The organism is Nitrosomonas sp. TNE100, from assembly GCF_055387135.1.
The window spans coordinates 555,581-582,136 of sequence record NZ_AP040997.1 but is presented as its reverse complement, the minus strand read 5'-3'; the positions used below and the strand labels follow the sequence as shown (position 1 = coordinate 582,136).

Genomic DNA, 26,556 nt, shown 5'->3' with positions numbered 1-26,556 from the left:
CTCTCCTGTATGGTTTTTATCTCTAGCTATCATAAACGTTAATGGTCTTGATATTGACAAATTCTCTCAATCCCCACCGGGAAAGCTCACGCCCCAGACCACTTTCCTTGATGCCGCCAAAAGGCATGCGCGGATCCGATTTGGTGATGCTGTTGACAAACACGGCGCCTGCTTCCAGTTTGCGTGCGACCTGCTCGCCATACACCAGATCACGACTCCATACGCTCGCACCCAGGCCAAACCGGGTACTGTTAGCCAATGCAACGGCTTCATCCACGGATTGAGCGACGATGACCGGCACGACCGGGCCAAATACTTCTTCGGTCAGTACATTCATATCCGGAGTCACATTGGTCAACACAGTCGGCGGAAAATAAGCCCCCTGACGTTTGCCGCCTGTTCGTACCACCGCACCTTTCGCAAGTGCATCAGCCACGAATTGTTCCATTTTTTCTGCGGCCTGTTCATTGACCAGCGGACCAATATCCGTTTTTTCGTCGAGCGGATCCCCCACCACCAGTTTTTCAACTTCAGCCAGTAACGCTGCAGTAAATGCTTCCTGTACCTCCCGCAGAACGATGATGCGCTTCGCGGCAATGCAGCTCTGCCCGTTATTCTGAAATCTCCCGGTTACCGCTGCCTTTGCCGCAGCGGTAATATCTGCATCCGCCAGTACAACCAGGGGATCAGAACCCCCCAGTTCCAGTACGATTTTCTTCAGGTATTTTCCGGCTGTGGCAGCAATAATTTTGCCCGCTTCAGCGCTGCCAGTCAGTGAAACACCCTGACATAACGGATGAGCAATAATCTGTTCGACCTGTTCATGAGAAGCGAGAATCGTGCTGAACAGCCCTTGTGGAAACCCGGCTTCACTTACTGCCTCCTGAATATTCAGGGCAGATCCCGTGACATTGGCGGCATGTTTCAACAAAGCGCCATTGCCTGTCAGCAGTGTCGGAACCAGAAAACGAATCGCCTGCCAAAACGGAAAGTTCCAGGGCATAACCGCCAGAATGACCCCCAGCGGCTCAATAACGATACGATGTTTTCGGCCATCTGCTGCAACCTCTTCCTCAGCCAGCCAGGTTGCAGCGTTAGCTGCATACACTTCGCAGCACCAGGCACATTTTTCGATTTCCGCCCGTGCTGCGTGACTGGTTTTGCCCATTTCCTCTGACATCAGTCGGGCATATTGTTCGGATTTCTTTCGCAGAACTTCTGCCAGTTTCAGCAGCACTCCTGCCCGTTCAGACAAAGGCGTCTGCCGCCATGCCAGATGAGCCGCATGCGCATGTTCCAGCGCACTGAAGATCATCGTTTCGGAATAGCGCCTGTACGTTCGCAGTATTTTTCCGGTTGCAGGGTTTGTTGTCAGAATCATGACTCTCTCTACAAACCAATTAATATCTTGTCTGCAAGCTGAGCGGCTTCTCTTCTCCCAGCTGCTCAGCTGACAAAAAGCAGATTTCACCACCCTGTTGCATGCCCAGCTCGATAAATGTATCCACCACATCATCTGTCATATCCGATGCAGTAGCATCATCGTGAACAGTAACGATCTTTTGGTCAAAATCAATGATGCCCGGCTGAATATAGCCTTGACGCACGAACAAGCGCGCTGCATTTCCTTCGGCCACAGCACGGAAAATAGTGGAAAAATCTGTCAGTAATTGATGAGCGTCGCGAGCCTGGGTAAGATGATGCAGGGCTGTTTTTGCCCGGTTGAGGCGATATTCAACCAGCATGGCCTGCACTTCCGGAATAATTTTTTCAGCAGGTACCTTTAAATCAGGCATAGTGGTGATTTCTCCGACGATATCGGTTGGCTGGTCACAAACCTCTTTGAAAAAGGCTGCATTGCGCGCATCGCCGACGATAATTACCGGCAAACGTTTACGCTCGGGATTGTTCTGAATTTCCTGTAAGCTTTTATCTACGCGGTTAAAGAAAATTCCTTGAGGTAGCCTGTATCATCGGGAATTTGGGCACGATCCAATCCCTCTGCAGCGAACGAAAACGGGCTCTCCATCGGAAAATTATTACCCGTTTGCAAAGTAGTTTGCGGGCCGAATTCATGGATTGGGCGATCGTTAAATGCTTCGATCAGTCGTGCGGATGTACGCGCAATGATCAGTATATAATAATGAACAGCTTCATTTATTTCTCGTACAAGATCACGCACGGCGAAGGTATCATTAATAATCACCCGTTCTTTGACCGTAAACGGCAAGCGTACAACAGTTACACTACGACGATTCGCAAAGATACCCAGGCTATCGAGATTGTAGCTGTGATTATGTGTATCGATTTCTTTATTGATGGTATCGATAATTGCCTTGGCCTCACGCTTATCAAGCTGGGTATATAACCGTTCCTCAGCTTCTTTGACTATATTTTTCAGCGTGATCATATCTTGTTTGTTATCAGGATAAGTCCGATGAGTGGGCAACAAAATGCTGATGGCCAGATCATTTTGATGATTGCTAAGCTGGCTCAGGAGTCATTGCAGGTTCATGAGAACTCCTTAACAGTTCAGACAAAATTTCAGAAATAAACCCCCACAGTTTATAACTTATGAAAATATAAAATCATGAAATGATGGAATTCAGCCTGAAATGTAAATCCTCAATTGGGGACTTACATTTCAGGCATCGTTAGTAAGAGCAGATCCAGACACCACCTTAAACAATTAATTATCAGCCTTCAAATGTACGTCGCGTTGTTGTAGCCATGCTGAAAATTCGGCCCCAACTTCATCGTGGCACTCGCCAAGATCTACTGTTGCCTGCAAAAATCCCAGCTTGCTTCCACAATCGTAACGAACACCTTTGTAGCGATAAGCAAAAACCTTCTCGTGTTGCAAAAGTCGGGCAATACCGTCAGTAAGCTGAATTTCGCCACCGACACCGTGAGGCATGTTTTCCAGCTCTTTAAAAATACCCGGGGTCAAAACATAGCGACCAGCAACGGCCAGCGTTGTAGGCGCAACATCTGGAGCAGGCTTCTCAATAATTCCGCTGACGTCCACAAGGTCTGGCGCCACACTACGGCCGCTGACGATTCCGTAGCGCCTGGTATGTTCACGTGGTACATCCTGAACAGCCAGGATGCTGGCTTGCCTTTTGGCAAATTGCTCAACCATCTGCGCCATTACCGTAGGCTTCCCAATCATTAAATCGTCAGCGAGTAATACTGCAAAGGGTTCATGACCAACCAGCTCTTTTGAGCACAGCACCGCATGACCAAGCCCCATCGCACGGGATTGACGTACATAGGTGCAGACCATATCATCGGGAGCAATACCGCGAGCGACATCCAGCAACATGGTCTTGCCTGCCAACTCCAACTCATTTTCCAGCTCGTAGGCCGTATCGAAATGATCTTCGACGCTACGCTTGGTGCGGCCTGTCACAAAAATCATGTGTCGGATTCCGGCAGCATACGCCTCTTCAACGGCATATTGAATTAACGGTTTATCTACGACTGGTAACATCTCTTTGGCAGATGCCTTGGTTGCAGGTAGAAAGCGGGTGCCAAGACCTGCGATCGGGAATACAGCTTTTTTTACTACGCTCATGATAGAAGATTATTTTGTTCAAATTCAAATAAGGATACCCGATCGGCACTAATTTTCCTATGATGAAGCCGGCATAGTTATATTATGTTATGACATGGATGCACAAAACTGAACCCCGATCAATACGAAGCAATAAATTGCTCTGGTAGATGAATCATACTGCAAGCCAGTTTTTGAACTGGTCAATATGCATGAGTATCTAATGTAGGACTGGTTGATCGTAGTTTGTAGTTATTATCGACGCAGAGCCAAATGAAAACAGTGATGCCCAAATCCACAACGCCAGAGTCTGTGCTACACATGCATGGCCTTGGCTTACGACAAACCGGCACTTTGTCTGTTCATTATGTTGCACTCTTGTTGCTCTCAGGATGTAACAGTGCCGAACATTTGAGCTTCCTCAATCCACAAGGCCCAATTGCGACAGCTCAAAGTGAACATTTCTGGCTGGTCGTGGCTATCCTCTTCATTCTGATTGCGCTGCCTGTGTTTATCAGTACGGCGTGGATTGCATGGCACTATCGCTATGGCGCCACCAAATCCAAATACGTGCCACGATGGGAGATCTTCAAACCACTCGAATATTTCAGTTGGGGCATCCCAATCACCATTGTTCTTTTTTTAAGCGTCTTGGTATGGGAAGATACAGAACGCTTTGACCCTTATCACACCCTTGCGTCCAGTAAACCAGCAACCCATGTCCAGGTAATTGGCTACGATTGGAAGTGGCTCTTTGTTTATCCTGAGCAAGGCATTGCCAGCGTCGGCATGCTGGCGTTTCCTGCCGAGCAGCCGCTAACCATGGAGCTGACTTCAGCCACGGTGATGCAATCATTTTTCATTCCAGCATTAGGCAGCCAGATTTATGCCATGGGCGGCATGGTCACACAGCTCAATCTGCAAGCCGACCGGCCGGGCCACTTCCTCGGTGAAAACACCATGTATAGCGGCGATGGCTTCCACCAGCAAAAGTTTGTCGCTGTGGCGATGACGCTGACAGATTTTGATGCCTGGGTGCAGCAAGTCCGCGCTACCGGAATCCCGTTCGATGCAGCCGCATTGAACGCCATTGCAACACAAGGAACCAAGGCACAGCTGCGCACAGCGCTGGCACCAGCAGCTCCAGTCCTCGATGGTAATGTTTACTTCACTGGCGTGAAAGCTAATTTCTTCACCGATTTAGTGATGTCAGTCATGGATGAGAAACCATTGCCGTCAACCGCGCTGGCGCCTGCGATCACTAAGGGTCAATAGCCTATGAGCTGGACTACCATTTTCAATCATCCGCTAGGACTTCTGGGTGCGGATTCGTTTCCGTTTCTGGCCATGCTCAGCAGCGATGATAGCGATATTTTTATTAACGGGCTTCTAGGCAGTTTTGCAGCCGCGCTCGTAATCATCAGCGTGATGGTGGTGATGGCATTGCTGACGCGCTACCACGCCTGGCGCACTTTGTGGTTCGACTGGCTCACCAGCACCGATCACAAGAAGATTGGGATCATGTATGTAGTGCTGGCACTGGTGATGTTAACGCGCGCCATCGCTGAAGCGGTTTTGATGCGCGCACAGGGCGCAGTCGGATTAGGTGGCGGCTTTCTTTCATCCGACCACTTCGCCCAGCTTTTCAGTACGCACGGCACGATTATGATCTTCTTCATGGCGATGCCGTTTCTCACGGGGCTCATCAACTATGTCGTACCGCTACAAATCGGCGCACGCGACGTTGCTTTCCCGATACTCAATTCCATCAGCCTGTGGCTAACTGCAGCAGGTGCTGCGTTGGTGATGATTTCACTTGTCGTCGGAGCTTTTTCTACCGGTGGCTGGTTTGGTTACCCCCCCTATACCGAAACCTTATACAACCCGGGCATCGGAGTTGATTACTGGATCTGGTCACTCACACTGGCTTCTTTGGGCTCCACACTCACCGGCATCAACATTGCCGTCACCATTTACAAAAAACGTGCGCCTGGCATGAAGCTTTATTACATGCCGCTCTTTACCTGGACCGCGCTATGCACCGCTATCATGATGATTTTTGCCATGCCTCCACTTACTGTAGTGACACTACAGCTAGCACTGGATCGCTACCTCGATTTTCATTTCTTCACCAACGGCCTGGGCGGCAATCAGATGAATTTCCTCAACATGTTCTGGCTCTTTGGTCACCCTGAAGTTTACATTCTGATTTTGCCTGCCTTCGGTGTCTATTCCGAGATCTTCTCGACCTTCTCCGGTAAAGTTCTGTTTGGCTATAAATCGTTAGTGTGGGCAACCATGTCGATTGCATTCCTGTCATTTTTGGTATGGCTGCACCACTTCTTCACCATGGGTCAATCGGGCCATATCAACGCGGTGTTCGGGATTGCCTCCATGCTGATCGGCATTCCTACCGGAGTCAAAATTTATGACTGGATGTGGACCATGCTTCGCGGTCGCATACGCTTCAGTGTACCCATGATTTATTCGTTGGCGTTCATCTTTCTGTTCGTGATTGGCGGCATTACCGGCATCATGCTGGCTAATCCCATCCTGGATTATCAAGTGCATAACACCGTTTTTCTGGTGGCACATTTCCACAATATGGCTGTACCAGGCGTACTGTTTGGCATGCTGGCGGGTTATACCTTCTGGTTTCCCAAAGCATTCGGGTTTCGCCTGGATGAACGTTGGGGAAGAATTTCCGCATACTGCTGGATTTTTGGCTGGATGGGTGCATTCTTCCCGCTGTACATTCTGGGCTTGATGGGGTTGCCACGCCGCAGTGTTGCCTACGAACAGGCTAGCTACGTACCACTGGAAATCGTTGCATTTGTAGGTGCTCTACTGGTTGCAGCAGCACTCATGGCGCTTGTAATTCAGTTGTGGGTTTCAATCAAACATCGCGAAGCGAACCGAGTTTTTGTGGGTGATCCATGGGATGGGCGCAGCCTAGAATGGGCCACATCAGCGCCCCCGCCGGAGTACAATTTCCCAGTTGTTCCAAGTATCAACGATCGCGATGCTTTCACCGCCGCCAAGGAATTTGGCGTCGGCTATCAGGAACCCGATGCATACGTCAATATCGAAATACCGCAGAACAGCGCAATGGGTCCAGTATTTGGCGGCACTAGCTTCTTGTTAGCATTCGGGCTGGTATGGCAAATCTGGTGGCTCGTGATCCTGACAGGATTGATAACGATTGGCACCCTGGTGGTGCACGGCTTTCAGCGTGACATACTTAAAATCATCCCGGCAGAAGCCGTCTGTCGGGCACATCGGCACTGGATTCAGGCTGCACGCTTGGCGCTGCCGATCAAGCGCAGCCAAGAGCACACGGCCGCGAACAAAGGGCGCGCCGCGATTGAAACCGTAGAGGTGCCCACATGATCTCAGAGCTTTTCAAGCGCTTGGAATTTTACCTTGACGCACGCCAGAACAAGGAGATTTTTATCTACCCGGGCCTGAACCTCGGGGCCGAACACTCGGATGCGCATACCCAGGCCGAAGCAACTGTGTTTGGCTTTTGGGTATTCCTGATGAGCGACGCCATTATTTTCGGAATGGCTTTTGCTACCTACGCCACCTTGCTGCAAGGTACTGCAGACGGCCCTGGCCCGCGCGAACTGTACTACTTGGGTCCCATCTTCATTGAAACACTGCTGTTGCTGACGAGCAGCTTTACGTTCGGTATGGCGTCAATCGCCATGAAATACAAACACCCGACATCACGCTTGGTCGGCTGGCTGCTGATCACACTGGTGCTTGGCATAGTTTTCCTGGGAATGGAACTGAATGATTTTCGTGCCATGTTTGCTGCCGACGGCCTGCCCACGCAAAGCGGCTTTTTATCGGGCTTCTTTGGTCTCGTGCCGCTGCATGGCTTGCATGTGATGGCAGGTTGCATTTGGCTGGTTTGCATGCTGGGGCAAATCGCCGTTCATGGCCTGGATAGTGAGACCAAGCTAGGGCTACTCAGATTGGCACTGTTCTGGCATTTTCTGGACATTGTCTGGATCTTTATTTTTTCAGTAGTTTATCTGGCGGGGTTGGCATGAGTGAACCTATTGTTACCCGGACATCCGCGACCAACGCGCTCACGGCCAATGAGCGGCGTGATTTCATGTCTTACGTGTGGGGGTTTGGTCTAGCGCTTGGTCTCACGCTGGTACCCTTTGCGCTGGTACAGTGGCAAGCCATGGCACGTGACCCGTTGTTAATAACTATCGCGGTGCTGGCATTGGTGCAGACCGTGGTGCACTTTCGCTACTTCCTGCACCTTGACCGCAAACGCAAGCGTGAGGATCTGTTATTGGTCCTGTTTTCTACTTCGCTGTTGATCATCATGGTGGCTGGCACCATCTGGATTATGGCTAATCTTGCTGAGCGCATGACACCCATATAGCAGTCGATTGTCATGCAGGCCTACTATTTGTTTGTCGATAACAACTGTCTCTCACACTTCAATAGCAACGCCGGTGAAAACTGTTCCTGCCAAGCAATAGTCGACCACATAGTTAAGCACTTTTCTCAAATTTTTACGGGGTCATATTCTCCAATGCAGGGTAATCGTACGAATGCCAATGTTGTTGACTGTCTGAAATAGATGTTTACGATTAATCAGCTACAAAATCTTTGTTCACAGAAGGTTGATTTGTGTAGTTTTCTGTTTTTTGGGTATCCTATAGAGACGGAAGGCAAGCTGCGTCTGGCAGATGTTTTTGTATCAATCACGGATCCTCGGCAGCGGAAAAGTCGGCATGATCTGGTTAAAGTGCTGGTAATTACGATCAATGAGATACTGGCCTGGGCGAACGAGAAGCTGGATTGGCTTCGACAGTATCTCAAGCTCACCCTCTACACGACACCTTGGACCGTCTCTTCTGGCTGATCTGCCTGGAGGAATTTAAGGTAGCACCCCGTCGCTGGGTTGGCAGCATTCTGCCGATGCTCGGCTCAGATGCCGTCGCTGCCGCAGACGCTGGCTCTTGAGGGCTGCATCGCCACGATTGATGCCATGGATACCCAAACCCAAATTGCCCAGACTACCTATGACCGGAAGGCTGGCTATTTACCTACTCTTTTTGCAAGTTATTTTTCACTGATCCAGCATGGTCAATTTGCCCCACTTTCCACACTAACAGTAATACCGGTACGCCTAGCAGAGCAGTACCGGTGAAAAATACCGCGTAGCCGTAAGCATCAACAAATTCGCCGCTGAAACCGGCGATAAATTTTGGTAGCAGCAGCATGATTGAACTGAACAGTGCGTACTGAGTGGCCGAATAGGCGGTATGTGTCAACCCCGAAAGATAAGTGACAAAAGCGGCGGAGGCTATGCCTGCTGAAAGATTGTCGGCTGAAATGGTGAATATCAGTCCGCCGACATCATGGCCTCTGCCCACCAGCCACACAAACAGCAGGTTGGTGGCTGCGGACAGTACCGCCCCCAAAAACAGGGTACGGATCACACCGGTTTTCGCAATCAGCACACCGCCGATCCCGGCACCCAGAATGGTCATCAGCACGCCGTACACTTTGGAAATCGTGGCCACTTCGTCCTTGGTATAGCCCATGTCCACATAAAACGGGTTACTCATGATGCCCATCACTACATCTGAAATCCGGTACATGGCAATCAACGCCAGAATCAGCAGTGCGTGGTAGCCATAGCGCACGATAAAATCACGAAACGGCGCAATCATTGCACCATACAGCCAGGCAAGCAGCTGAGCTGGCAATCCATCCGGGTGCAAACCGGCAAGCGCTACCTTTACCTGTATTTCATCCACAATAGCTGACTGACCAACTGGCACATCCGGTTCACGGATGATCAACGTGGCAATGACCCCGATCAGCATGCAACCCGCCATGAATAAATATGCTATTTGCCAGGATAAGGCGCTATATTCTCCCGGGGAAACATCAAATGCTGCGGCAATCCACAGCACTCCCGCTGAAGCCAGAATCATCGCCAGACGATAACCCGCCTGATAGGTTGCCGCCATCGCACCCTGTAACCGCAAGGCAACTGCCTCGATCCGGTAGGCATCCAGCGCAATATCCTGGGTAGCCGAAGCGAAAGCCACGATCAGTGCAAAAATCACCACGCGCGATAAATCTCCAGCCGGATCAGTATTGGCCATACCGATCAACGCACCACCAATCAAAAGCTGTGACAAAAACAGCCAGGCGCGGCGGCGTCCCAGCCAGCGAGTGAGCAGCGGTAACGGCATCCGATCCACCAGCGGCGCCCAGGCCCACTTGAAGCCATAGGCCAGGCCCACCCAGCTCAAATGACCGATGGTTGTCCGGTCAATACCCGCTTCACGCAGCCAGAACGATAACGTGCCCAATACCAGCAGCAGCGGCAAGCCCGCAGAAAACCCAAGCACCAGCATGCCCAGTACTCTCGGGTGAGTATAGATACGCAGCGCATGCAACCAGCCGATGCATGCATCCAATTTCATGGATTGAAGTCGTAATCGATGAGCAGAGGAGCGTGGTCGGAAAAACGTTCTGTTTTATAAATTGATGCCCCCGTTGCTGTGCTCGCCAGACCCGGTGTAGCAATCTGGTAGTCTATTCGCCAGCCGACATTCTTTGCCCACGCCTGACCGCGATTGGACCACCAGGTATATTGATCCGGCTCCGGATTGATTGTGCGGAACACATCCACCAGTTTTAACTCGTCAAATACAGTAGACAGCCAGGCGCGTTCTTCCGGTAAAAATCCAGAATTTTTCTGGTTGGAACGCCAGTTTTTGAGATCAATTTCCTTATGCGCAATATTCCAATCCCCGCACAGCAGCACTTCGCGACCACCTTCCGCCAATGATTGCAACAGAGGAAAAAAATGCTCCATAAAGAAAAATTTGGCAGCCTGGCGATGTTCCCCGCTGGAGCCGGAAGGAAGATAAATTGAAATAACCGTCAGATTTCCGAAATCCACTCTTAAAAAGCGCCCTTCTGCATCGATTTCCGCAATACCGGTTCCCTCCACAATCTGATCAGGTGCATGACGGGTATAAATACCGACCCCGCTGTAACCCTTTTTCACAGCACAGTGAAAATAACCACTATAGCCATCCGGTGTGCGCATCACACCGTTAATATCATTCTGCTGTGCCTTTAATTCCTGCACACAGATTACATCCGCCTCCTGTTGAGGCAGCCAGTCGAAAAGCCCTTTGCTGGCTGCTGAACGCAGGCCGTTCAGGTTCAAAGTGATAATTCTCATGCGATGATAGTGGTAAATAAATTCTCAACGCCGTGTGAGATCCGGTTTGCAATAAACCCGTGCCGGATAGCCTGGTGCACGGCGCGTGTTCGGAATGACATCACCACCACTGCGAATACACATCATGGTCGATTTATCCAGATTAGAAAAATATTCATTTTCTCCTGGTTGAAATGACGCTGGTGGAACAGCTTCCCGAATAGCACGACAGGTTGCTGGCTCATTTTCAGGAATCGGATCATCCGTATGCGGTGGCAACCGGCAAAGTTGACAGGGATCACCCGGGCACAAACAGCCTTTGCACTTCGCCGCTATTGCATTGGTGCCAGCTGGCTGGGCACTCGATGATGTCATAGGCAAAACCATCAACATCAAAAATACTGAACATACAATCCATCTCAACCGCATCTGCTAATCTCCTTCAAATCAATAGACAAATCCGAATTTTTCGCTCATTTTCAGCAATTTTAAAAATAATTTTTCAAAACTTGCTCGATTACTTCACACCTGCAATGTTCGCAAAGGTGGTATTTTAGTCATGGCAAGCAATCCAGCCCAATGACACACCTACGCCGATATTTCCGGAATAATCTGTCGCAATAGTTGAAACAAGGCACGAAAACTTTTAGGAGGTTTGTTTGCCAGTTTTTCCTTTTCAACATTGCGCAACAAGGTACGCAACTGCCGGACATCAGTTTGTGGATAGCTTTGCACGAATTCAGTCACAGCCGCCTCATCGCTGATCAGGCGATCACGCCATCGCTCCAGTTGATGCAGCCATGCAGTATGCTTCAGGCTGGAATGCTGCCACGCATCCAATTTTTCCTGAACAGGCACAGGATCAATTGCACGCATCAGCTTGCCAATAAATTGCATCTGGCGGCGACGCGCACCATGACTGGTTATTCTGCGGGCTTCAAGCAGTGCGTCTGTCAGTTTTTCTGGCAGATCCAACTCGGTTATTCTGGCCGGTTCAAGCTCAACCAGCCGCTCACCCAGCACCTGCAAAGCATGCATTTCTTGTTTAAGACGGGTCTTACTCGGCCGGGATTCAAGGTCGGAGTCGGAAATATCCTGCTGATGGTTGGGCACAGTCACACGTATCGGGAACAGTCAAGAAACTGGTATCATAACCCGCTTTAGGGAACCTTAGTAATAAGCATGGCACACTGAAGAGTAATGTCCATGCCACATGGATGGATTCAAAACCACCTTCGATCACCACTAAGCAACCTGTAGCTGTAACGATCATTCTTCTTTTGTTCCGTTTTCGGCCGGATCAGCCCTGATCTGAAAACGGATCTGTTTTCAATGCTCTGATAAACCGTCTCCAACCCAATTACATGAATAATTCTAATTATCCGGAACCGCTGCAGCCATTCACCTACCCCTACGAGACCCTGCAGCAAATTGCAAATGATGTGCTAACACTTGCCAAAAAAGGAGGTGCCGACGCATGCGAGATGCATGTTTCCGATGGCTCTGGCCAGAACGTCACCGTGCGCCAGGGGGAAGTGGAGACTATTGAATATACACGCGACAAAGGGCTATCTGTCACCGTTCATATTGGACATAAGCGGGGCAATGCTAGCAGCTCGGATTTTTCTCCACAGGCCATTCGCGAAACCATCTCTGCCGCTCTGTCGATTGCCCGATACACGGCTGACGATATTTATGCGGGACTCGCTGACAAGGATCTGCTGGCGACTTCTTTCCCTGACCTTGATCTCTATCACCCGTGGTCACTGTCTGTTGAAACAGCCATTGAGCTGGCACGCCGGTGTGAAGCCGCAGCACTGGCAACAGATAAACGTATCACCAATTCGGAAGGCGCAAGTGTATCGGCCGGTGCTTCCCGGTTTGTATATGCCAACAGTCATGGCTTCAATGCGGGTTATCCACTATCTCGCCATAGCATCAGCTGCGCGGTCATTGCCGGGGAACAAAATAACATGCAGCGCGATTACTGGTACAGCGTTGCGCGTGCGGCCAGCGATCTCGAAGCCATTGAGGAAATAGGCCAAAAAGCCGGTATGCGCACCCTGGCACGCCTCGGTGCCAGAAAAATTGCTACCTGCGAAGTGCCGGTGCTGTTTGAATCAACTATTTCTTCCGGTCTGCTGGGGTATTTTGTCAAGGCAATCAGTGGCAGCAGCCTTTATCGCAAATCCTCCTTTCTGCTGGACAGCATCGGCAAACAGGTATTTCCTGCAACCATTCAGATCAGTGAGTTGCCGCACCTGCCAAAAGGTCTGGCAAGCTGTGCGTTTGACGATGAAGGGGTGGCGACTCATCCGCGCAAGGTGGTGGAAAACGGTATCGTGCAAGGGTATTTTCTGGGCAGCTACACAGCGCGTAAACTTGGTATGCGTTCCACTGGTAATGCCGGTGGCAATCATAATCTGATCCTGGAAAACGATGTATCACTGCCGTTCGATGCTCTACTGAAAAAAATGAATAAAGGGTTACTGGTTACTGAATTGCTTGGCCATGGTGTCAACCTCGTCACTGGAGATTATTCCCAGGGCGCCGCCGGATTTTGGGTGGAAAACGGTGAGATCAGCTACCCCGTTGAGGAGATCACTATTGCCGGAAATCTGAAGGAAATGTTGTCCGGTATTGTTGCCGTTGGTGACGATATCATCGTGCGCGGCTCACGCCACTGTGGTTCGCTGCTGATTGAACGCATGATCATCGCAGGACATTAAGCTATCAGCACATAAAATATCGCCAGAACCACTGGAAAATCAACGACTGTCCCATCCCCTTGAAAGGATTCAAAGTGGAAATCTTATGCAAACTGGAACGCCTGATTAACAGGATTTCCGGCGCAACAGGCTGGCTGGCAGGCTGGCTGTGCGTGCTAATGATCGGCGTGGTGTTCACTGATGTCATCACACGCTACTTTTTTCACGGCGGCTCAATCGCCATGCAGGAACTGGAATGGCACCTGTTCGCAGCAATATTCCTGCTGGGTGCCGCTTACGTTGTGCGAGAAGACGCCAATGTACGGGTAGATATCATTTACGCCCATCTGAAACCACGCCGCAAAGCAATCATCGATATCTGCGGTTATCTTATTTTTGTCATCCCCATGTGTACGCTAATTCTCTACAGCTCCTGGGATTTCGTCAGTTATTCCTATCAGTTACAGGAAACATCCAGCGATCCTGGCGGGCTGCCCTACCGCTTTGCATTCAAGGCATTACTACCAATTGGCTATGGTCTGGTACTGATTCAGTCACTGGCAGAAATCTTGCGTAATCTGCGGCTGCTGGCGGAAAAACATAACCCACCTCTGACTGATTACGCCGCCCCACAGCAGAAAGAATCATGATCTTGTCAAGCCTTGTCCGGATAGTTTTTCTGACCGCCATTCTGTCACTCTCAGACAGAATATTCACCAGAGCCATTGCCAAATGATTGCGCTGTCCATGTTCCTGGTTTGCCTGATCATGCTGGCTTTCGGCTTTCCGGTTGCTTTTACTTTTGGTGGCGTAGCACTTTTCTATGGCCTGTATTTCGAGGGATTGCATCTGTTCCTGATGGTCGCCGAGCGCATGCATTCAATCATGACCAGTGTCACCCTGATGGCGGTACCACTGTTCATTTTCATGGGGCTGATCCTGGAAAAATCCGGCATTGCGGAAAGTATGCTGGAATCGATGGGTTCCCTGTTTGGTCGTATCCGGGGTGGTCTGGCGGTATCAACTGTCATCGTAGGGATGCTGCTGGCAGCGGCCACCGGCGTGGTAGGCGCTTCAGTCATTACCATGGGATTGATCGCCCTGCCTATCATGCTGAAATACGGTTATGACAAGCGGCTGGCTACCGGGGTAATTTGCGCATCGGGCACGTTGGGGCAAATTATTCCCCCTTCGATTGTGCTGATTATCATGGGCGACGTACTACAAAGGCCGGTCGGCAGTTTTTTCCGAGCGGCACTGGTACCTGGCCTGCTGCTGGTCGTCATTTATATCATTTATTGCCTGATACTTGCCTGGTTCAGAAAAGAAGCAGCCCCTCCTATACCCAACAAAAGTGGCTCCCTCATCAAGCAATATTGGCACGCCTTCAAAACAATCATCCCGGCTTTGTCCCTGGTCATAATTGTACTGGGAACAGTTATCATTGGTATTGCCACGCCGACTGAGTCAGCTGCGATGGGATCGGTCGGTGCAATCATTCTGGCCATGCTGAACGGAAAGTTCAAAATCAGCATGCTGCACCAGGTTGCCATGGAAACCACTAAGATCACAACCATGGTATTTACCATCCTGGCAGGTGCTACATTCTTTTCAATGGTGTTTACCTATACCGGTGGTGATGAAGCGGCCGAACTACTGTTGCCCCATTTACCAGGCGGTAAATGGGGATTCATTCTGCTGATGATGTTAATCATCTTCTTGCTGGGATTTTTTCTCGATTTTGTTGAAATCGCCTATATTTTTATTCCCATGATCACCCCTCTACTGATCAAGCTGGGAATTGATCCACTCTGGTTTGGTATTTTGGTCGCGCTCAATCTACAAACTTCTTTCCTCACTCCGCCAGTTGGATTTTCATTATTCTACCTGCGGGGTGTTGCACCGCCATCCATCACCACTCTTGATATTTACCGGGGTGTTATCCCGTTCATCCTGCTGCAGATATTGACATTGGCACTGGTAGCGCTTTACCCGGGGTTGATCAAACTTGTCTGATCTCTCCGAATAACCACCAGACAAGTGCATGCACCGGGGTGTAGATCTGTCATCCCGGAACTTCTTCCTATCTTGATCGAGATCTTCATGACAAACACGCGTAACGAGAATCTTGGCTATTTCTATGGATTTATTGCTGTAGTTTTCTTTGCACTCACGCTGCCAGCCATGCGCGCAGCAGTTACTGCACTTGACCCGGTTTTTGTAGCACTTGGCCGGGGGGCGGGGGCTGCTTTGCTGGCGGCTATTTTTCTATGGCTCACCCGCCAGCGCCTGCCAACCCGCGAAGAGGTGAAAGGCCTGGTAATTGTGGCTCTCGGCGCGGTGATTGGCTTTCCATTACTAGCTGCCTGGGCAATTTGTTATGTTGATGCGTCACATGGTGGCGTTGTTCTCGGCATCTTTCCACTGGCAACCGCAGTTGCAGCCGCCCTGTTTTCAGGCGAGCGCCCATCTGGCAAATTCTGGCTATTTGCACTGATAGGCGCGGCAGTGGTAGTCGGCTATTCACTGAATCAGGCTGGTGGCAAGCTTCATCTGGCCGACCTCGCGCTTTTCGGGTCAGTGATTTGTGCCAGCGTCAGTTATGCAGAAGGCGCGAGGCTATCCAAATCGTTAGGCGGGCCTCAGGTGATTTCATGGGCGCTGGTTTTTTCCTTTCCCGTCCTAATCATCCCGACCGTACTTTACGCGCCTACCACGTTGAACCTACCTATGGAATCCTGGATTGGATTTATTTATCTCACGGTCATCAGCCAATATCTCGGCTTCTTTCCCTGGTATCACGGGCTCGCTTTGGGTGGAATCTCAAAAGTCAGCCAGACCCAGCTATTGCAGCCATTTCTAACCATTATTGCATCAGTATTGCTATTGGGAGAGCGTGCGGACCTCACCACCTGGCTGGTGGCTACACTCGTAGTTGTGATCGTCGCGCTTGGCAAGCATGCTCAGGTAAAGTACAGCGGGATCAGGCCAGCAGTCATAACCGATACCAATCTGTAAGCATTTCCGGTATTTTTACAGGATGGCTTCTCCGAGCATACTTCAACCAGGCTGAGTATTGTTACTAGAAACCAGTTCCTGCTGTCAGGCCAGCACATTTTTTCTTTATGATACACCGATTTTTATCAAAAATGAACAAAGAACCACCTGTCTGTTTATCACAATACTTCGAACGGATTGGCTATCAGGGTGCGGTAGAAAATACACTGGAGGTATTGCATGCTTTGACTCGCGCACATACGCAGACGATACCATTTGAAAATCTAGATGTATTTCTGAAAAAACCGATCCATCTGGAAACAGAAGCTCTGTTTAATAAACTGGTTCTGGCAAAGCGCGGCGGATACTGTTTCGAGCAAAATGGTCTGTTTCTACAGATTCTCTTACAACTTGGGTTCAAGGCACGACCGCTGGCGGCACGGGTACGCCTGCGAGTAACCGATCGTTTGGAGATGCCAGCACGTACCCACCTGTTTATCAGCGTCGAGCTGGGTGGTCAGCAATGGCTGACCGATGTTGGTGTAGGTGGCTATTCGCTGACACAGGCTCTGCTGTGGCAGGAAAATCTGGAGCAGGATACATTGCATGATCGCCGCCGGCTGATGCATGAGGCTGGGCGCTGGTTTCATCAGGTTTGGACAGATAACCACTGGCTGGACATATACGAATTCTGGGGTGAAGAAATGCCAGCCAGCGATCAGAAAGTAGCCAACTGGTACACCAGCACATATCCGGAATCCAGTTTTACAAAACAGATCATGGCTGCGCGCGCTCTGCCCAATGGTGGACGTCTTTCACTACTGGATGGAGAATTCAGGCATCGTCATCCAGATGGTCGCGTAATAGCGCACCATGTTCCATCCGATAAATTGAAGAATATTCTACTGGAACAGTTTGCCATACGCTGGCCGGAAGAATAATGGCAAACCGGTTATTATCATGGTGGCTTTGTAGACTAAATCTCCTTATCACCATCAATGATGTGCTGCGATACACCTTCCGTGAAACATGGATTTCACCATGCACACTCCAATGCACAATTAATTACAGGGATAGTGTTCCTAAGCGATACCTAGCCAGAAAACGAGTGTCCCAATAAAAATTCCATACGTTGCAACCGGAACCAAAATGTTTTTCCAGCACTGGCGATGGCTTAACAAGACATCATCCTTTTTTCTGACAGTCGCGGCAACAGATTTCCATAACCTTCTTAAATTATCATCCAGAACAATTTCATATATGAAAAATGCAATGGTGACAGTTCCCCCGCCAACCTGAAATAACCAGAGCAATTCAGGATAATGTTGAGAGAAACCAGAATCGAAAAATTTAACTAACAGCCCACCAGACACCGCAAAGTAAATGGTCAATATTGCAAAACGCAACATGCTGTAATGTCTGATACTGATCAATAACTCTGTCAATTTATAGTCGCATAATTTCTTGTCCGTACTGCGTGATTGAGCGCATATCGGAGACGTAAGTCTCCTGAAAGAAATTTTTTGGTAATTCAAGGGCAACAAACTATTTCTCCATGGACAATGGACATCCAACTGTCCTCTTTGGCAGCCCAGGCCAGCCAGGCCTGTGCTATGCACTCAAGATCCTGTTCTGTTGCAATGCCGTCATTACGAAGCTGATCAGCTATGTCCGATTTCAAAATTCGATCTGCCCACATACTACCCCACCAGGCACGACTACCCGGAGTGGATAAACACCAAGTACTGGAGGTTGATTTGATTTCTGTAAACCCGGCTTGTTGCGCCCAAGAGAGTAAATAGCGACCAGCATCAGGCTCTCCACCGTTACTTCGGGTCACCTCCTGATAGTATTTCATCCATTGATCAAGTGCAGGAATCATGGGGTACCAGATAAACCCACCATAATCACTATCCCGAACTGCCACGATTCCATCAGGCTTACAGATACGCCTCATTTCACGGAGCGCCTGTACAGGATTGCCCACATGCTGCAGGACCTGGTGCGCATGTACTATATCGAAGCTATTGTCGGGTAACCCCAGCGTGGTGGCATCACCAACCAAAAAATTCACATTTTCCAGATGCTGCCGCTCAACTTCTGCTTTGGTCAACTCAAGTGCTAAAGCAGTTATTTCTACAGCAGTAACCTGGCCAGGCGCTAACCGTCTGGCAAAATCAACGGTAATAGTGCCAGCACCAGACCCAATATCGAGTAAATTTTTCCCGGGGATAATCCTGTCTTTAATATAGCCAACAGAGTTTTCGACAGTACGATTTCTATGCGAGTGCAGCACTGAATCGTGGTATCCATGCGTATAAGTTATCTTTTCTCTCATAGATCCAGCTTTATTTCTTTTCCCTCGCCCGCGCCAGTGCAAGAGCCAGTGCACTGACAGATGTGGATTTATCTACTCTGGATGCAACCTGTGGTTGACGAGAAGCACGCCGGGGCTGGCGGTTGTCTTTACCTGTTTCTTTATGTACTGTATGTATTTTAGGCTGTTCGGTTGCTTCAGGCACATCATCAATCCGCATGGTTAGACTGATACGCTGACGTACGGTATCCACTGCCAGCACCTTGACTTTGACGATCTGTCCTGGCTTAACAATCTGGTGGGGATCCTTGATGAACTTGTTTGCCAGTGAGGAAACGTGCACCAGACCATCCTGATGCACGCCAATATCAACAAATGCTCCAAACGCAGCCACGTTAGTCACAACGCCTTCCAGAATCATGCCGGATTGCAGATCAGTCAGTGATTCAATCCCTTCTTGAAAGGTAGCGGTTTTAAATTCCGGGCGCGGATCACGGCCAGGCTTTTCCAGCTCGGACAGAATATCGCGCACAGTTGGCAAACCGAAGGTTTCATCGGTAAATTCTTCAGCAGTAAGCCCTTTGAGTGTTTCCGGATGCCCCATTACCTGCCCGATTCCTTTACTCAAACGCGCCAGAATGCGCTCCACCACCGGATAGGCTTCCGGGTGAACAGCGGAACGATCCAATGGATTATCCCCGTCGTTGATGCGCAGAAAGCCCGCTGCCTGCTCAAATGTTTTTTCACCCACACGCGGCACTTTGAGAATCGTTCGCCGATTTGGAAACCGACCATGAGCATCGCGATAGCTGACGATATTCTGGGCAAGTACGCGATTAAGGCCGGAAACTTGTGCTAACAGAGGTGCTGATGCGGTATTGACATCCACACCAACCGCATTAACACAATCCTCAACCGTAGCAGCCAGTGATCGCGCCAGAGTACGTTGGTTTACATCATGCTGATACTGACCAACACCGATTGATTTGGGTTCGATCTTGACCAGTTCTGCCAGCGGATCTTGCAGACGTCTGGCAATGGAAACCGCGCCGCGCAAGCTTACGTCCAGATTGGAAAATTCTGCAGCAGCCAGTGCAGAAGCTGAATAAACCGAGGCACCTGCTTCACTGACAACAAGCTTGATCAACTTCAATTCGGGGTGTTGCTCTGCCACCAGCCGAATGACCTCGGTGGCTAATTTATCGGTTTCCCGGCTCGCTGTCCCGTTCCCAATTGAAATCAGCTCAACACCATGCCGGAGCACCAGTTGCACGATGCTTGCCAGTGAACCCTGCCAGTTACTTTGTGGCTGATGCGGATAAATCGTCGTCGTTTCCAGCAATTTCCCAGTGGCATCGACCACAGCCACTTTACAGCCAGTACGATAACCCGGATCAAGCCCGAGTACAGCTTTGGGCCCCGCCGGAGCGGCTAGCAGCAATTCACGCAGGTTGCGGCTAAAAATCCTGATTGCTTCAGTTTCTGCTGCCTCGCGCACCTGCAACAACAGTTCCGCAGTGAGATGCGGATGCACTTTGACACGCCAGGCCCACTGACAAACATCCCCCAACCATTTATCCGCTTTCCGGCCACGATTTTCGATTTTGAAATGTGCAGCAATCATGGCAACACAAGGATGTGGAATTACTTCACGAGAAGTTTCATCCAGGTCCAGATCAATTCTAAGCACTCCCAGTGCCCGGCCACGGAACAATGCCAGCGCGCGGTGTGAGGGAATCAAGCGCACTGGCTCGGCATAAGCATAGTAATCACGGAATTTTTCTTCCTCCGACATTTCCTGACCGGCAACAACCACTGAAGTCACCACGCCTTCCTGCCAAAGTTTATTGCGCAGAATGGCGAGCAGCTTCGCTGTCTCCGCAAAACGTTCAGCCAGAATATCACGCGCACCTTCCAGTGCTGTTTTTACATCGGGAACATTGATTGCCTCTACTCCTTCGGCTGCTGACACCACCTTGATATAGTTTGCGGCTTCCTGTTCTGGGTCGCACGTCGGATCTGTCAGAAGAGTGTCTGCCAAGGGTTCCAGCCCGGCCTCACGCGCGATCTGTGCCCGTGTTCGACGCTTCGGTTTGTAGGGCAAATAAATATCTTCCAGCAGCTGCTTGGTTGCAGCTTGTTCGATTATGTAGCGCAATTCATCGGAGAGTTTTCCCTGCTCCCCAATCGAGGTCAGGATGACCTGCCGCCGTTCTTCCAGCTCGCGCAGATAGATCAATCGTTCTTCCAGCAGACGCAGTTGTGTATCGTCCAGATTGCCCGTTGCTTCCTTACGGTATCGCGCGATAAAAGGCACGGTTGCGCCATCATCCAGCAAGGCTACCGCTGCGCTGACCTGCTGTGGCGCAACACTGAGCTCTGTCGCAATGGCGTTGATAATCTTTCTTTGTACTGCTTCTGAAACTGCTGATATTGTTGAAGAAGTCATAGCGCTGATGGAGAAGAAAGGAACCGGAAAATCGGCCAGGAAAGCTTTGGAAACCGTTCAGCCAGGATATATCATTCAGCAACATATATTCTGTAGCGAACTGCAACCAGAGATCGGTTTATCATACCAGACAACCCGTCAATTGAATCAAGGCTCATCCAGCAAGATTGCAAGGGACATTGCCCAGAAAGACGGAGCCCATGAGCGGTGATACAATGCGCACTACATGTTATACAAGGACAGCAATCCAGCAAGCTAAACCGTAAAAAAACCTCATACGGCCAAGGCACGTTTTAAGACAAACAAATACTAATTGGAGTTTTCGATTATGGGATTTCTAGCTGACCGGCAAATTCTGATTACAGGCCTGCTTAGCAACCGATCCATTGCTTACGGCATTGCCAAGGCGATGCATCGCGAAGGGGCCAAACTGGCATTTACTTATCAATCAGAAGATTTACGCGAGCGCGTTGGCAAGCTAGCTGCCGAATTTAACAGCGACCTGCTGTTTCGTTGTGATGTCAGCCAAGATGAAGAAATTACCCGCTGTTTCAGTGAATTGGCGAGCCATTGGGATGGACTGGATGGAATCGTGCACTCCATCGCCTTCGCTCCACGCGCCGCTCTGACTGGTGATTATCTGGAAAACGTCGATCGGCAAGCCTTTCATATTGCACATGATATCAGTTCATACAGCTTTGCTGCACTGGCAAAAGCTGCCCTGCCGCTGATGCAGGGAAGATCGGCCGCTTTGCTGACACTCAGCTATCTCGGCGCTGTGCGTGTGATGCCGAACTATAATGTGATGGGGTTGGCCAAGGCGAGCCTGGAAGCTAACGTTCGCTTCATGGCGTCAAGTCTTGGTAAACAAGGGATCAGGGTGAATGCCATCTCAGCCGGTCCAATTAAAACGCTGGCGGCAGCAGGAATTGGTAATTTTGGCAGGTTACTAGGTTATGCCGAGAAAGTTGCACCCTTGAAAAGAAATGTGACCACCGAGGAGGTTGGTAACGTAGCTGCTTTTCTCTGCAGCAATCTGGCCAGTGGTATTACCGGCGAAATTACCTATGTTGATGCTGGATTCAATACCGTCGCATTTAATCTGGACACTGATGAGCAGTAGTAGCCTGCAGGCTACTACTGCTCTTCTTATCAGTCATTCTCCTCAACTGGCTTGATTTTTACTTCGTAGCGTTGCCTGAGGCCAGCAAGATAGGCGTTTAATTCTTCCTGACCGTGTACCTGCTGCAACTGATTGATGAGCATAGTATATTGGGATGATCCACTTTCAGCAGCTGGTACTTTCACCTGATTGATCCGGATCAGGTCAAAACCACCCTTCTTGGTCTTGACTCCAGTATAAGCAGGGAGTTTTTCCACATCTGTTTGAAAAAGTGCGTGTAGCATCTCTTCATCACTCCCTCTTTTCTGAGTATAGGAAATTTCCACTGGCTCTCCCCATTCCAGGGATTCATCAGTCTCTCCTGCCTGCAATTTGGCAAGCTTCTGTTTGCCTTCTTCCTCGGCGGTTGCAGCTGCGATTTGCTGCTTTAGAAGTTCGATAATCTTATCCTTGACCAGTCCGATTGATTGCACACTGGCGGGACGATGCTCAAGTACTCTGGCCGAAACGAAGGTATCAGGAGCCACTTCAATCGCCTCGGTATTGTAATGGTCACGAATAGCGCCCTCCGAAAATATCGCCTGAAGCATACGTTCATTGGCAATAACTGACGGCTCCTTCGAATTACGATCAATCCAGTCACTTTGCTGAACAGACAGATTAAACATCTGCGCTACAGGTTGCAATGTATCACTCTGCTCATAAACAATATTGCTGAAATCTTCGGATAGCTCACCAAATCTGTCAGCAGCCTTCTGACGCTGGAGCGTTTGTCTGATGCCTTCCTTGACTTCATCAAATTTAGCCACATTCGCATCTTTCACTGCGGTCAGCCTGATAATGTGAAAACCAAACGGAGTTTCTACCGGGCCGCGTATTTCATCCAGCTGCATCTCAAACGCCGTATCCTCAAAGGCTTTGACCATCAAGCCACGTGCAAAGAAACCAAGATCTCCGCCTGCTTTCGCCGAACCCGGATCTTCTGACAACTCCTTAGCCAATTCTGGAAATTTGTCCGGATCCTGCTTTACTTGTTCTAGAATTTGTTCTGCCTTAGCCTTAATGGCTGCCTTTTGCTCTTCAGTTGCATCAACCGGAACGGTCAGCAATATATGACTGGCTCTCCGTTCCTCGACCCGACCAAACTCATCCTGATGCTCATCAAAATATTTTTTGATTTCCTCATCAGAAATCTGCTCCTGCTTCGCTAATTCTTCCAAAGAAAGCACAACATATTCGATCCGAACCCGTTCTGGTAACGTGAAATCCTGACGATGACTGTCATAGTATGACTGAATAGCAGCCTCATCGGGTTCAGCCTGATTAATATATTGCTCAGGATTGATTGTCACCCGATTAATCTCGTACTTGGTTTCACTGAGTGAGGCTATTCTGTCCGCAACAGTTTTGGAGACGATCACACTTCCGGTAATACCTTCCAGCAGCTGTTGTCGCATAAGATCACCCGCCAGCCTCGCTTCAAACATTGCGGGAGACATTCCCTGGCGCTGAAGCAATTCACGGTAACGCTCATACGAAAATTTATCGTCCTCGTGGAAAAGAGCGATATTCTGAATTTCGGCAGTCAGACGGGAATCCAGTACGGCCAGCCCAACTCGCCCGGCCTCATGACGCAACAGCTTCTGCTGGATTAGATTTTCCAGAACAGCCATACGCATCTGCGGGCTGTCCAGCAGACTGGCATCAAAATTTTCCCCCAGCATATTACGCAGATTTTCCTGTTGATTACGTAAAGCCTGCTCATATTCCTGGCGGCTGATTTCCTCACCATCAACAGATGCAACATCACTCGCACTACCCATGCCTTGATACGACTCCAGCCCCCAGAACAAGAACGGCAAGAGGGCAATAAAAAGCACGATCTGAACTATCGTCTTCTTTTGGTTTACAAAATCAAACACGGCGAATACCCGAAAAAAAGGAAACAGGGAAAAACAGGGGGAGGAAAAGATGTTATATCATCATGACCGGACATTACGCAAAGTAAAGATATGGCGGAGTGGACGGGACTCGAACCCGCGACCCCCGGCGTGACAGGCCGGTATTCTAACCAACTGAACTACCACTCCCAGTATTACACTCTCTAATAAGAGATCAGCTACAAGATAACTTTACCCAATAATGCTGTTGGTGGGTGCTGACGGGATCGAACCGCCGACATTCGCCTTGTAAGGGCGACGCTCTACCAGCTGAGCTAAGCACCCGAACCCACCCATCTTTTCTTTGCTATCGAAGGAGCGCTAGTTTACAGCATCTTTCAGCGCTTTGCCAGCAGTGAATTTGGGCACTTTAGCTGCCTTGATTTTTATCTCGGCACCGGTACGCGGATTACGTCCCGTACGGGCAGCCCGTTCCCCAACCTTGAAAGTTCCAAAACCTACCAGGGTGACGCTGTCATTCTTGCTAAGCGCATCCTTAATGGCAGATAACGCACCATCCAGTGCATTACCCGCCTCTGCTTTTGTAATATCGGCATGACGAGCAATCGCTTCGATGAGTTCAGATTTATTCATAAATTCCCCTTTGTTTTGCTTCGTTAGGTTGCAGGAAAACACCTCTTTTTACACAGACAACTCTGTATAAACCCTTATATCAAGCCGTTTTGCGGCGGTCAAGTGTTTAACCAGAAATCAGCTTCATTTTTGATAAATTCCCGTTTCACCCGAATCGAGAAAGTATCACATCAGTAAAATCTGCTCTCAATCTGTTTCTGCGCCAGGTTCACGATCAAGCATATTCCTGATTGCACTCTCAACCGGGATTTGTTCGTACAAAATACTGTAAACCGCTTGAGTTACGGGCATATCAATTTGTAGCTGCCGTCCCATTTCGTGCGCCTCTCGAACGGTATACACACCTTCAGTAACATGTCCGATTTCAAGTAAAATCTCTGGCAGTTGACACCCGGCAGCAAGCATCATCCCAACCTGACGGTTCCTTGACAAATCACCGGTACAAGTCAAAATCAGATCTCCAATTCCACTCAAACCGGTAAAGGTTTTCCTATGCCCGCCCAGCGCCACACCCAGCCGGGTAATTTCCGCCAGCCCGCGAGTAATCAGTGCTGCTCTTGCATTATTACCAAACGCAAGTCCGTCAGAAATCCCGGCAGCAATTGCAATTACATTCTTGAGCGCCCCGCCAACTTCAACTCCAACCACATCACTGCTGGAATAAACACGTAAAATTGAAGTATGAATCTCACTGGCAATCCGTCTAGCAAAAGCATCATCATCAGAAGCCAGCGTCAGTGCAGCAGGAAGCCCCATTGCCACCTCTTGGGCAAAACTTGGGCCAGACAATACGCCACAAGTGATCTCCGCCGAATAAACATCCTCAACCACTTGGCAGGGAAGCTTTGCAGTGCCTGCCTCAAATCCCTTGCATCCCAGAACAAGCGGCAATGACTGATTCAAAGCAGCTATCCGCTGCAAAGTTACGCGCAACCCTGCAACAGGCACAACCACAAGAACCAGCTCCGCCTGCTCCAACGCATCACTCAGCGCAGAAGCGAGATGGATGGAATCCGGCAAATGCTGCCCCGGCAGATAACGCTGATTGACGCGCAACGCCGCCAATTCTGCCAAGTGCCCTGTATTACGGGTCCATAACGTTACGTGATGACGTGCCGACAGATAAATTGCCAGCGCAGTTCCCCAGGCTCCCGCGCCAAGCACCGTGATATTCATACACCCCAGACTTGATCAGTTCTGATATAGCCGACCTGGCCATCCTGATGTTTTACTTTTACCCACCCATTTGCGGCAGCACCCAGCCATTCCAGCACCACATCCTGCCGGGCTTGAAACACCAGCGACGAATTCTGATCCGGAGATTGATAAACACTGCCAACAGAAGCATTGACGATCACAAACCGTTTCGGGCTGAGATTTTTATCTTCTACCCAGGCAAGGTATCCATGATAATCCCGTACCTTTACCCATCCCACCACCTTTACCACCACTTCCAGAGGCAGATTTACACTCGCCACATATAGTTTTCCGGCATTGAGAGAAGGGGCATCATATAGAATAGTTGCCGACGTCGCGATCGACAGAAACTCATTTTGACTGCCTTCCTGTGCAATGGCCTTACAGGAAAAAAACAACAATGGAAACAACAAGCCAGCGGTAACAAATCCGGCCCGAAATAGCTGTAATCTCATG

The 26,556-nt window shown here is 49.6% G+C and carries 26 protein-coding genes and 2 tRNA genes; 11 read left to right on the top strand and 17 right to left on the bottom strand.

The window, feature by feature from the left end:
- Positions 1 to 22 precede the first annotated feature (22 nt).
- The 4 genes from ACZ5EJ_RS02935 to galU form a co-directional block, all read right to left on the bottom strand.
- Positions 23 to 1,381 (bottom strand): NAD-dependent succinate-semialdehyde dehydrogenase, encoded by a 1,359-nt coding sequence (locus ACZ5EJ_RS02935; RefSeq protein ID WP_083331297.1) that lies wholly within the window; start codon positions 1,379 to 1,381, stop codon positions 23 to 25.
- A gap of 19 nt (positions 1,382 to 1,400) precedes the next feature.
- On the bottom strand, positions 1,401 to 1,889 hold the full coding sequence (locus tag ACZ5EJ_RS02930; RefSeq protein ID WP_083331296.1) for a baeRF3 domain-containing protein: 489 nt from the start codon (positions 1,887 to 1,889) through the stop codon (positions 1,401 to 1,403).
- Positions 1,890 to 1,933: 44 nt separating this feature from the next.
- The gene (locus tag ACZ5EJ_RS02925) at positions 1,934 to 2,410 is read right to left on the bottom strand and encodes a hypothetical protein (protein ID WP_143000364.1); all 477 of its coding nucleotides are present in this window, start codon (positions 2,408 to 2,410) and stop codon (positions 1,934 to 1,936) included.
- Positions 2,411 to 2,689: 279 nt separating this feature from the next.
- Complete coding sequence (gene galU, locus ACZ5EJ_RS02920; RefSeq protein ID WP_011633795.1) at positions 2,690 to 3,577, bottom strand: UTP--glucose-1-phosphate uridylyltransferase GalU; 888 nt, start codon at positions 3,575 to 3,577, stop codon at positions 2,690 to 2,692.
- Between the two features lie 252 nt (positions 3,578 to 3,829).
- Between galU and ACZ5EJ_RS02915 the strand changes: the two genes are divergently transcribed.
- The 5 genes from ACZ5EJ_RS02915 to ACZ5EJ_RS02895 all read left to right on the top strand — a co-directional run bounded on the left by ACZ5EJ_RS02915 (position 3,830) and on the right by ACZ5EJ_RS02895 (position 8,447).
- Complete coding sequence (locus tag ACZ5EJ_RS02915; protein WP_083331294.1) at positions 3,830 to 4,831, top strand: cytochrome ubiquinol oxidase subunit II family protein; 1,002 nt, start codon at positions 3,830 to 3,832, stop codon at positions 4,829 to 4,831.
- Positions 4,832 to 4,834: 3 nt separating this feature from the next.
- Positions 4,835 to 6,946 carry a cbb3-type cytochrome c oxidase subunit I gene (locus ACZ5EJ_RS02910; RefSeq protein WP_074455494.1) on the top strand — a complete coding sequence of 704 codons (2,112 nt, stop codon included), beginning with the start codon at positions 4,835 to 4,837 and terminating at the stop codon, positions 6,944 to 6,946.
- The gene (locus ACZ5EJ_RS02905) at positions 6,943 to 7,614 is read left to right on the top strand and encodes a cytochrome c oxidase subunit 3 (RefSeq protein WP_083331293.1); all 672 of its coding nucleotides are present in this window, start codon (positions 6,943 to 6,945) and stop codon (positions 7,612 to 7,614) included. The genes ACZ5EJ_RS02910 and ACZ5EJ_RS02905 overlap by 4 nt, the downstream gene beginning before the upstream one ends.
- On the top strand, positions 7,611 to 7,961 hold the full coding sequence (locus ACZ5EJ_RS02900; RefSeq protein ID WP_074455493.1) for a cytochrome o ubiquinol oxidase subunit IV: 351 nt from the start codon (positions 7,611 to 7,613) through the stop codon (positions 7,959 to 7,961). Before ACZ5EJ_RS02905 ends, ACZ5EJ_RS02900 begins: the two co-directional genes overlap by 4 nt.
- 201 nt (positions 7,962 to 8,162) lie before the next feature.
- Positions 8,163 to 8,447, top strand: coding sequence for a DDE transposase family protein (locus ACZ5EJ_RS02895; RefSeq protein WP_011633790.1), 285 nt, complete (start codon positions 8,163 to 8,165; stop codon positions 8,445 to 8,447).
- Between the two features lie 184 nt (positions 8,448 to 8,631).
- Here the strand turns inward: ACZ5EJ_RS02895 and ACZ5EJ_RS02890 are convergent, their stop codons facing one another.
- The 4 genes from ACZ5EJ_RS02890 to yjgA all read right to left on the bottom strand — a co-directional run bounded on the left by ACZ5EJ_RS02890 (position 8,632) and on the right by yjgA (position 11,894).
- A complete protein-coding gene (locus ACZ5EJ_RS02890; RefSeq protein ID WP_176752564.1) occupies positions 8,632 to 10,026 on the bottom strand; it encodes an AmpG family muropeptide MFS transporter in 1,395 nt (464 codons plus the stop codon).
- Positions 10,023 to 10,796, bottom strand: a complete 774-nt coding sequence (locus ACZ5EJ_RS02885; protein WP_011633788.1) for an exodeoxyribonuclease III — start codon at positions 10,794 to 10,796, stop codon at positions 10,023 to 10,025. Before ACZ5EJ_RS02885 ends, ACZ5EJ_RS02890 begins: the two co-directional genes overlap by 4 nt.
- Before the next feature lie 24 nt (positions 10,797 to 10,820).
- On the bottom strand, positions 10,821 to 11,150 hold the full coding sequence (locus ACZ5EJ_RS02880) for a hypothetical protein (RefSeq protein ID WP_240142196.1): 330 nt from the start codon (positions 11,148 to 11,150) through the stop codon (positions 10,821 to 10,823).
- 213 nt (positions 11,151 to 11,363) lie between these two features.
- Positions 11,364 to 11,894, bottom strand: coding sequence for a ribosome biogenesis factor YjgA (yjgA, locus tag ACZ5EJ_RS02875; protein WP_011633786.1), 531 nt, complete (start codon positions 11,892 to 11,894; stop codon positions 11,364 to 11,366).
- A 245-nt stretch (positions 11,895 to 12,139) separates the two neighbouring features.
- Here yjgA and pmbA point away from each other — a divergent pair, with 245 nt between their 5' ends.
- The 5 genes from pmbA to ACZ5EJ_RS02850 all read left to right on the top strand — a co-directional run bounded on the left by pmbA (position 12,140) and on the right by ACZ5EJ_RS02850 (position 17,421).
- Positions 12,140 to 13,504, top strand: a complete 1,365-nt coding sequence (pmbA, locus tag ACZ5EJ_RS02870) for a metalloprotease PmbA (protein WP_011633785.1) — start codon at positions 12,140 to 12,142, stop codon at positions 13,502 to 13,504.
- Positions 13,505 to 13,578: 74 nt separating this feature from the next.
- On the top strand, positions 13,579 to 14,133 hold the full coding sequence (locus ACZ5EJ_RS02865; RefSeq protein ID WP_011633784.1) for a TRAP transporter small permease subunit: 555 nt from the start codon (positions 13,579 to 13,581) through the stop codon (positions 14,131 to 14,133).
- 82 nt (positions 14,134 to 14,215) lie between these two features.
- Positions 14,216 to 15,499: a TRAP transporter large permease gene (locus ACZ5EJ_RS02860; protein ID WP_011633783.1), complete on the top strand. Its 1,284-nt coding sequence runs from the start codon at positions 14,216 to 14,218 to the stop codon at positions 15,497 to 15,499.
- 87 nt (positions 15,500 to 15,586) lie between these two features.
- Positions 15,587 to 16,501, top strand: coding sequence for a DMT family transporter (locus ACZ5EJ_RS02855; protein ID WP_011633782.1), 915 nt, complete (start codon positions 15,587 to 15,589; stop codon positions 16,499 to 16,501).
- A gap of 131 nt (positions 16,502 to 16,632) precedes the next feature.
- A complete protein-coding gene (locus tag ACZ5EJ_RS02850; RefSeq protein ID WP_041353690.1) occupies positions 16,633 to 17,421 on the top strand; it encodes an arylamine N-acetyltransferase family protein in 789 nt (262 codons plus the stop codon).
- Between the two features lie 141 nt (positions 17,422 to 17,562).
- Here the strand turns inward: ACZ5EJ_RS02850 and ACZ5EJ_RS02845 are convergent, their stop codons facing one another.
- The 3 genes from ACZ5EJ_RS02845 to ACZ5EJ_RS02835 all read right to left on the bottom strand — a co-directional run bounded on the left by ACZ5EJ_RS02845 (position 17,563) and on the right by ACZ5EJ_RS02835 (position 21,246).
- Positions 17,563 to 17,889 (bottom strand): hypothetical protein, encoded by a 327-nt coding sequence (locus ACZ5EJ_RS02845; RefSeq protein WP_107818325.1) that lies wholly within the window; start codon positions 17,887 to 17,889, stop codon positions 17,563 to 17,565.
- Between the two features lie 122 nt (positions 17,890 to 18,011).
- Positions 18,012 to 18,818: a class I SAM-dependent methyltransferase gene (locus ACZ5EJ_RS02840; protein WP_011633779.1), complete on the bottom strand. Its 807-nt coding sequence runs from the start codon at positions 18,816 to 18,818 to the stop codon at positions 18,012 to 18,014.
- Between the two features lie 10 nt (positions 18,819 to 18,828).
- Positions 18,829 to 21,246, bottom strand: a complete 2,418-nt coding sequence (locus tag ACZ5EJ_RS02835; RefSeq protein ID WP_074455492.1) for a Tex family protein — start codon at positions 21,244 to 21,246, stop codon at positions 18,829 to 18,831.
- Between the two features lie 328 nt (positions 21,247 to 21,574).
- On the opposite strand from ACZ5EJ_RS02835, the gene ACZ5EJ_RS02830 reads away from it, so the two are divergent.
- Complete coding sequence (locus tag ACZ5EJ_RS02830) at positions 21,575 to 22,369, top strand: enoyl-ACP reductase FabI (RefSeq protein ID WP_011633776.1); 795 nt, start codon at positions 21,575 to 21,577, stop codon at positions 22,367 to 22,369.
- A 29-nt stretch (positions 22,370 to 22,398) separates the two neighbouring features.
- On the opposite strand, the gene ACZ5EJ_RS02825 is transcribed toward ACZ5EJ_RS02830, so the two are convergent.
- From ACZ5EJ_RS02825 to ACZ5EJ_RS02800, 6 genes are all read right to left on the bottom strand, one after another.
- On the bottom strand, positions 22,399 to 24,291 hold the full coding sequence (locus ACZ5EJ_RS02825; RefSeq protein ID WP_011633775.1) for a SurA N-terminal domain-containing protein: 1,893 nt from the start codon (positions 24,289 to 24,291) through the stop codon (positions 22,399 to 22,401).
- Between the two features lie 91 nt (positions 24,292 to 24,382).
- Positions 24,383 to 24,459: transfer RNA gene (locus ACZ5EJ_RS02820), tRNA-Asp, on the bottom strand.
- A 59-nt stretch (positions 24,460 to 24,518) separates the two neighbouring features.
- Positions 24,519 to 24,594: transfer RNA gene (locus ACZ5EJ_RS02815), tRNA-Val, on the bottom strand.
- A 36-nt stretch (positions 24,595 to 24,630) separates the two neighbouring features.
- Positions 24,631 to 24,903 (bottom strand): HU family DNA-binding protein, encoded by a 273-nt coding sequence (locus tag ACZ5EJ_RS02810; RefSeq protein WP_011633774.1) that lies wholly within the window; start codon positions 24,901 to 24,903, stop codon positions 24,631 to 24,633.
- A gap of 186 nt (positions 24,904 to 25,089) precedes the next feature.
- Positions 25,090 to 26,079, bottom strand: a complete 990-nt coding sequence (locus ACZ5EJ_RS02805) for an NAD(P)H-dependent glycerol-3-phosphate dehydrogenase (RefSeq protein ID WP_011633773.1) — start codon at positions 26,077 to 26,079, stop codon at positions 25,090 to 25,092.
- On the bottom strand, positions 26,076 to 26,555 hold the full coding sequence (locus ACZ5EJ_RS02800) for an SH3 domain-containing protein (protein WP_011633772.1): 480 nt from the start codon (positions 26,553 to 26,555) through the stop codon (positions 26,076 to 26,078). The genes ACZ5EJ_RS02805 and ACZ5EJ_RS02800 overlap by 4 nt, the downstream gene beginning before the upstream one ends.
- Between the last annotated feature and the right edge of the window lies 1 nt (position 26,556).

What these genes read in the sequence shown, in the direction of transcription:
- ACZ5EJ_RS02845 (WP_107818325.1), bottom strand. Translation starts at nt 17,889, where the DNA reads ATGTTGCGTTTTGCAATATTGACCATTTACTTTGCGGTGTCTGGTGGG.
- ACZ5EJ_RS02830 (WP_011633776.1), top strand. Translation starts at nt 21,575, where the DNA reads ATGGGATTTCTAGCTGACCGGCAAATTCTGATTACAGGCCTGCTTAGC.
- ACZ5EJ_RS02840 (WP_011633779.1), bottom strand. Translation starts at nt 18,818, where the DNA reads ATGAGAGAAAAGATAACTTATACGCATGGATACCACGATTCAGTGCTG.
- ACZ5EJ_RS02855 (WP_011633782.1), top strand. Translation starts at nt 15,587, where the DNA reads ATGACAAACACGCGTAACGAGAATCTTGGCTATTTCTATGGATTTATT.
- ACZ5EJ_RS02850 (WP_041353690.1), top strand. Translation starts at nt 16,633, where the DNA reads ATGAACAAAGAACCACCTGTCTGTTTATCACAATACTTCGAACGGATT.
- ACZ5EJ_RS02890 (WP_176752564.1), bottom strand. Translation starts at nt 10,026, where the DNA reads ATGAAATTGGATGCATGCATCGGCTGGTTGCATGCGCTGCGTATCTAT.
- ACZ5EJ_RS02835 (WP_074455492.1), bottom strand. Translation starts at nt 21,246, where the DNA reads ATGACTTCTTCAACAATATCAGCAGTTTCAGAAGCAGTACAAAGAAAG.
- ACZ5EJ_RS02935 (WP_083331297.1), bottom strand. Translation starts at nt 1,381, where the DNA reads ATGATTCTGACAACAAACCCTGCAACCGGAAAAATACTGCGAACGTAC.
- ACZ5EJ_RS02885 (WP_011633788.1), bottom strand. Translation starts at nt 10,796, where the DNA reads ATGAGAATTATCACTTTGAACCTGAACGGCCTGCGTTCAGCAGCCAGC.
- ACZ5EJ_RS02860 (WP_011633783.1), top strand. Translation starts at nt 14,216, where the DNA reads ATGATTGCGCTGTCCATGTTCCTGGTTTGCCTGATCATGCTGGCTTTC.
- ACZ5EJ_RS02915 (WP_083331294.1), top strand. Translation starts at nt 3,830, where the DNA reads ATGAAAACAGTGATGCCCAAATCCACAACGCCAGAGTCTGTGCTACAC.
- ACZ5EJ_RS02895 (WP_011633790.1), top strand. Translation starts at nt 8,163, where the DNA reads ATGTTTACGATTAATCAGCTACAAAATCTTTGTTCACAGAAGGTTGAT.
- ACZ5EJ_RS02905 (WP_083331293.1), top strand. Translation starts at nt 6,943, where the DNA reads ATGATCTCAGAGCTTTTCAAGCGCTTGGAATTTTACCTTGACGCACGC.
- ACZ5EJ_RS02925 (WP_143000364.1), bottom strand. Translation starts at nt 2,410, where the DNA reads ATGATCACGCTGAAAAATATAGTCAAAGAAGCTGAGGAACGGTTATAT.
- ACZ5EJ_RS02805 (WP_011633773.1), bottom strand. Translation starts at nt 26,079, where the DNA reads ATGAATATCACGGTGCTTGGCGCGGGAGCCTGGGGAACTGCGCTGGCA.
- ACZ5EJ_RS02900 (WP_074455493.1), top strand. Translation starts at nt 7,611, where the DNA reads ATGAGTGAACCTATTGTTACCCGGACATCCGCGACCAACGCGCTCACG.
- ACZ5EJ_RS02810 (WP_011633774.1), bottom strand. Translation starts at nt 24,903, where the DNA reads ATGAATAAATCTGAACTCATCGAAGCGATTGCTCGTCATGCCGATATT.
- galU (WP_011633795.1), bottom strand. Translation starts at nt 3,577, where the DNA reads ATGAGCGTAGTAAAAAAAGCTGTATTCCCGATCGCAGGTCTTGGCACC.
- ACZ5EJ_RS02880 (WP_240142196.1), bottom strand. Translation starts at nt 11,150, where the DNA reads ATGACATCATCGAGTGCCCAGCCAGCTGGCACCAATGCAATAGCGGCG.
- ACZ5EJ_RS02910 (WP_074455494.1), top strand. Translation starts at nt 4,835, where the DNA reads ATGAGCTGGACTACCATTTTCAATCATCCGCTAGGACTTCTGGGTGCG.
- ACZ5EJ_RS02800 (WP_011633772.1), bottom strand. Translation starts at nt 26,555, where the DNA reads ATGAGATTACAGCTATTTCGGGCCGGATTTGTTACCGCTGGCTTGTTG.
- pmbA (WP_011633785.1), top strand. Translation starts at nt 12,140, where the DNA reads ATGAATAATTCTAATTATCCGGAACCGCTGCAGCCATTCACCTACCCC.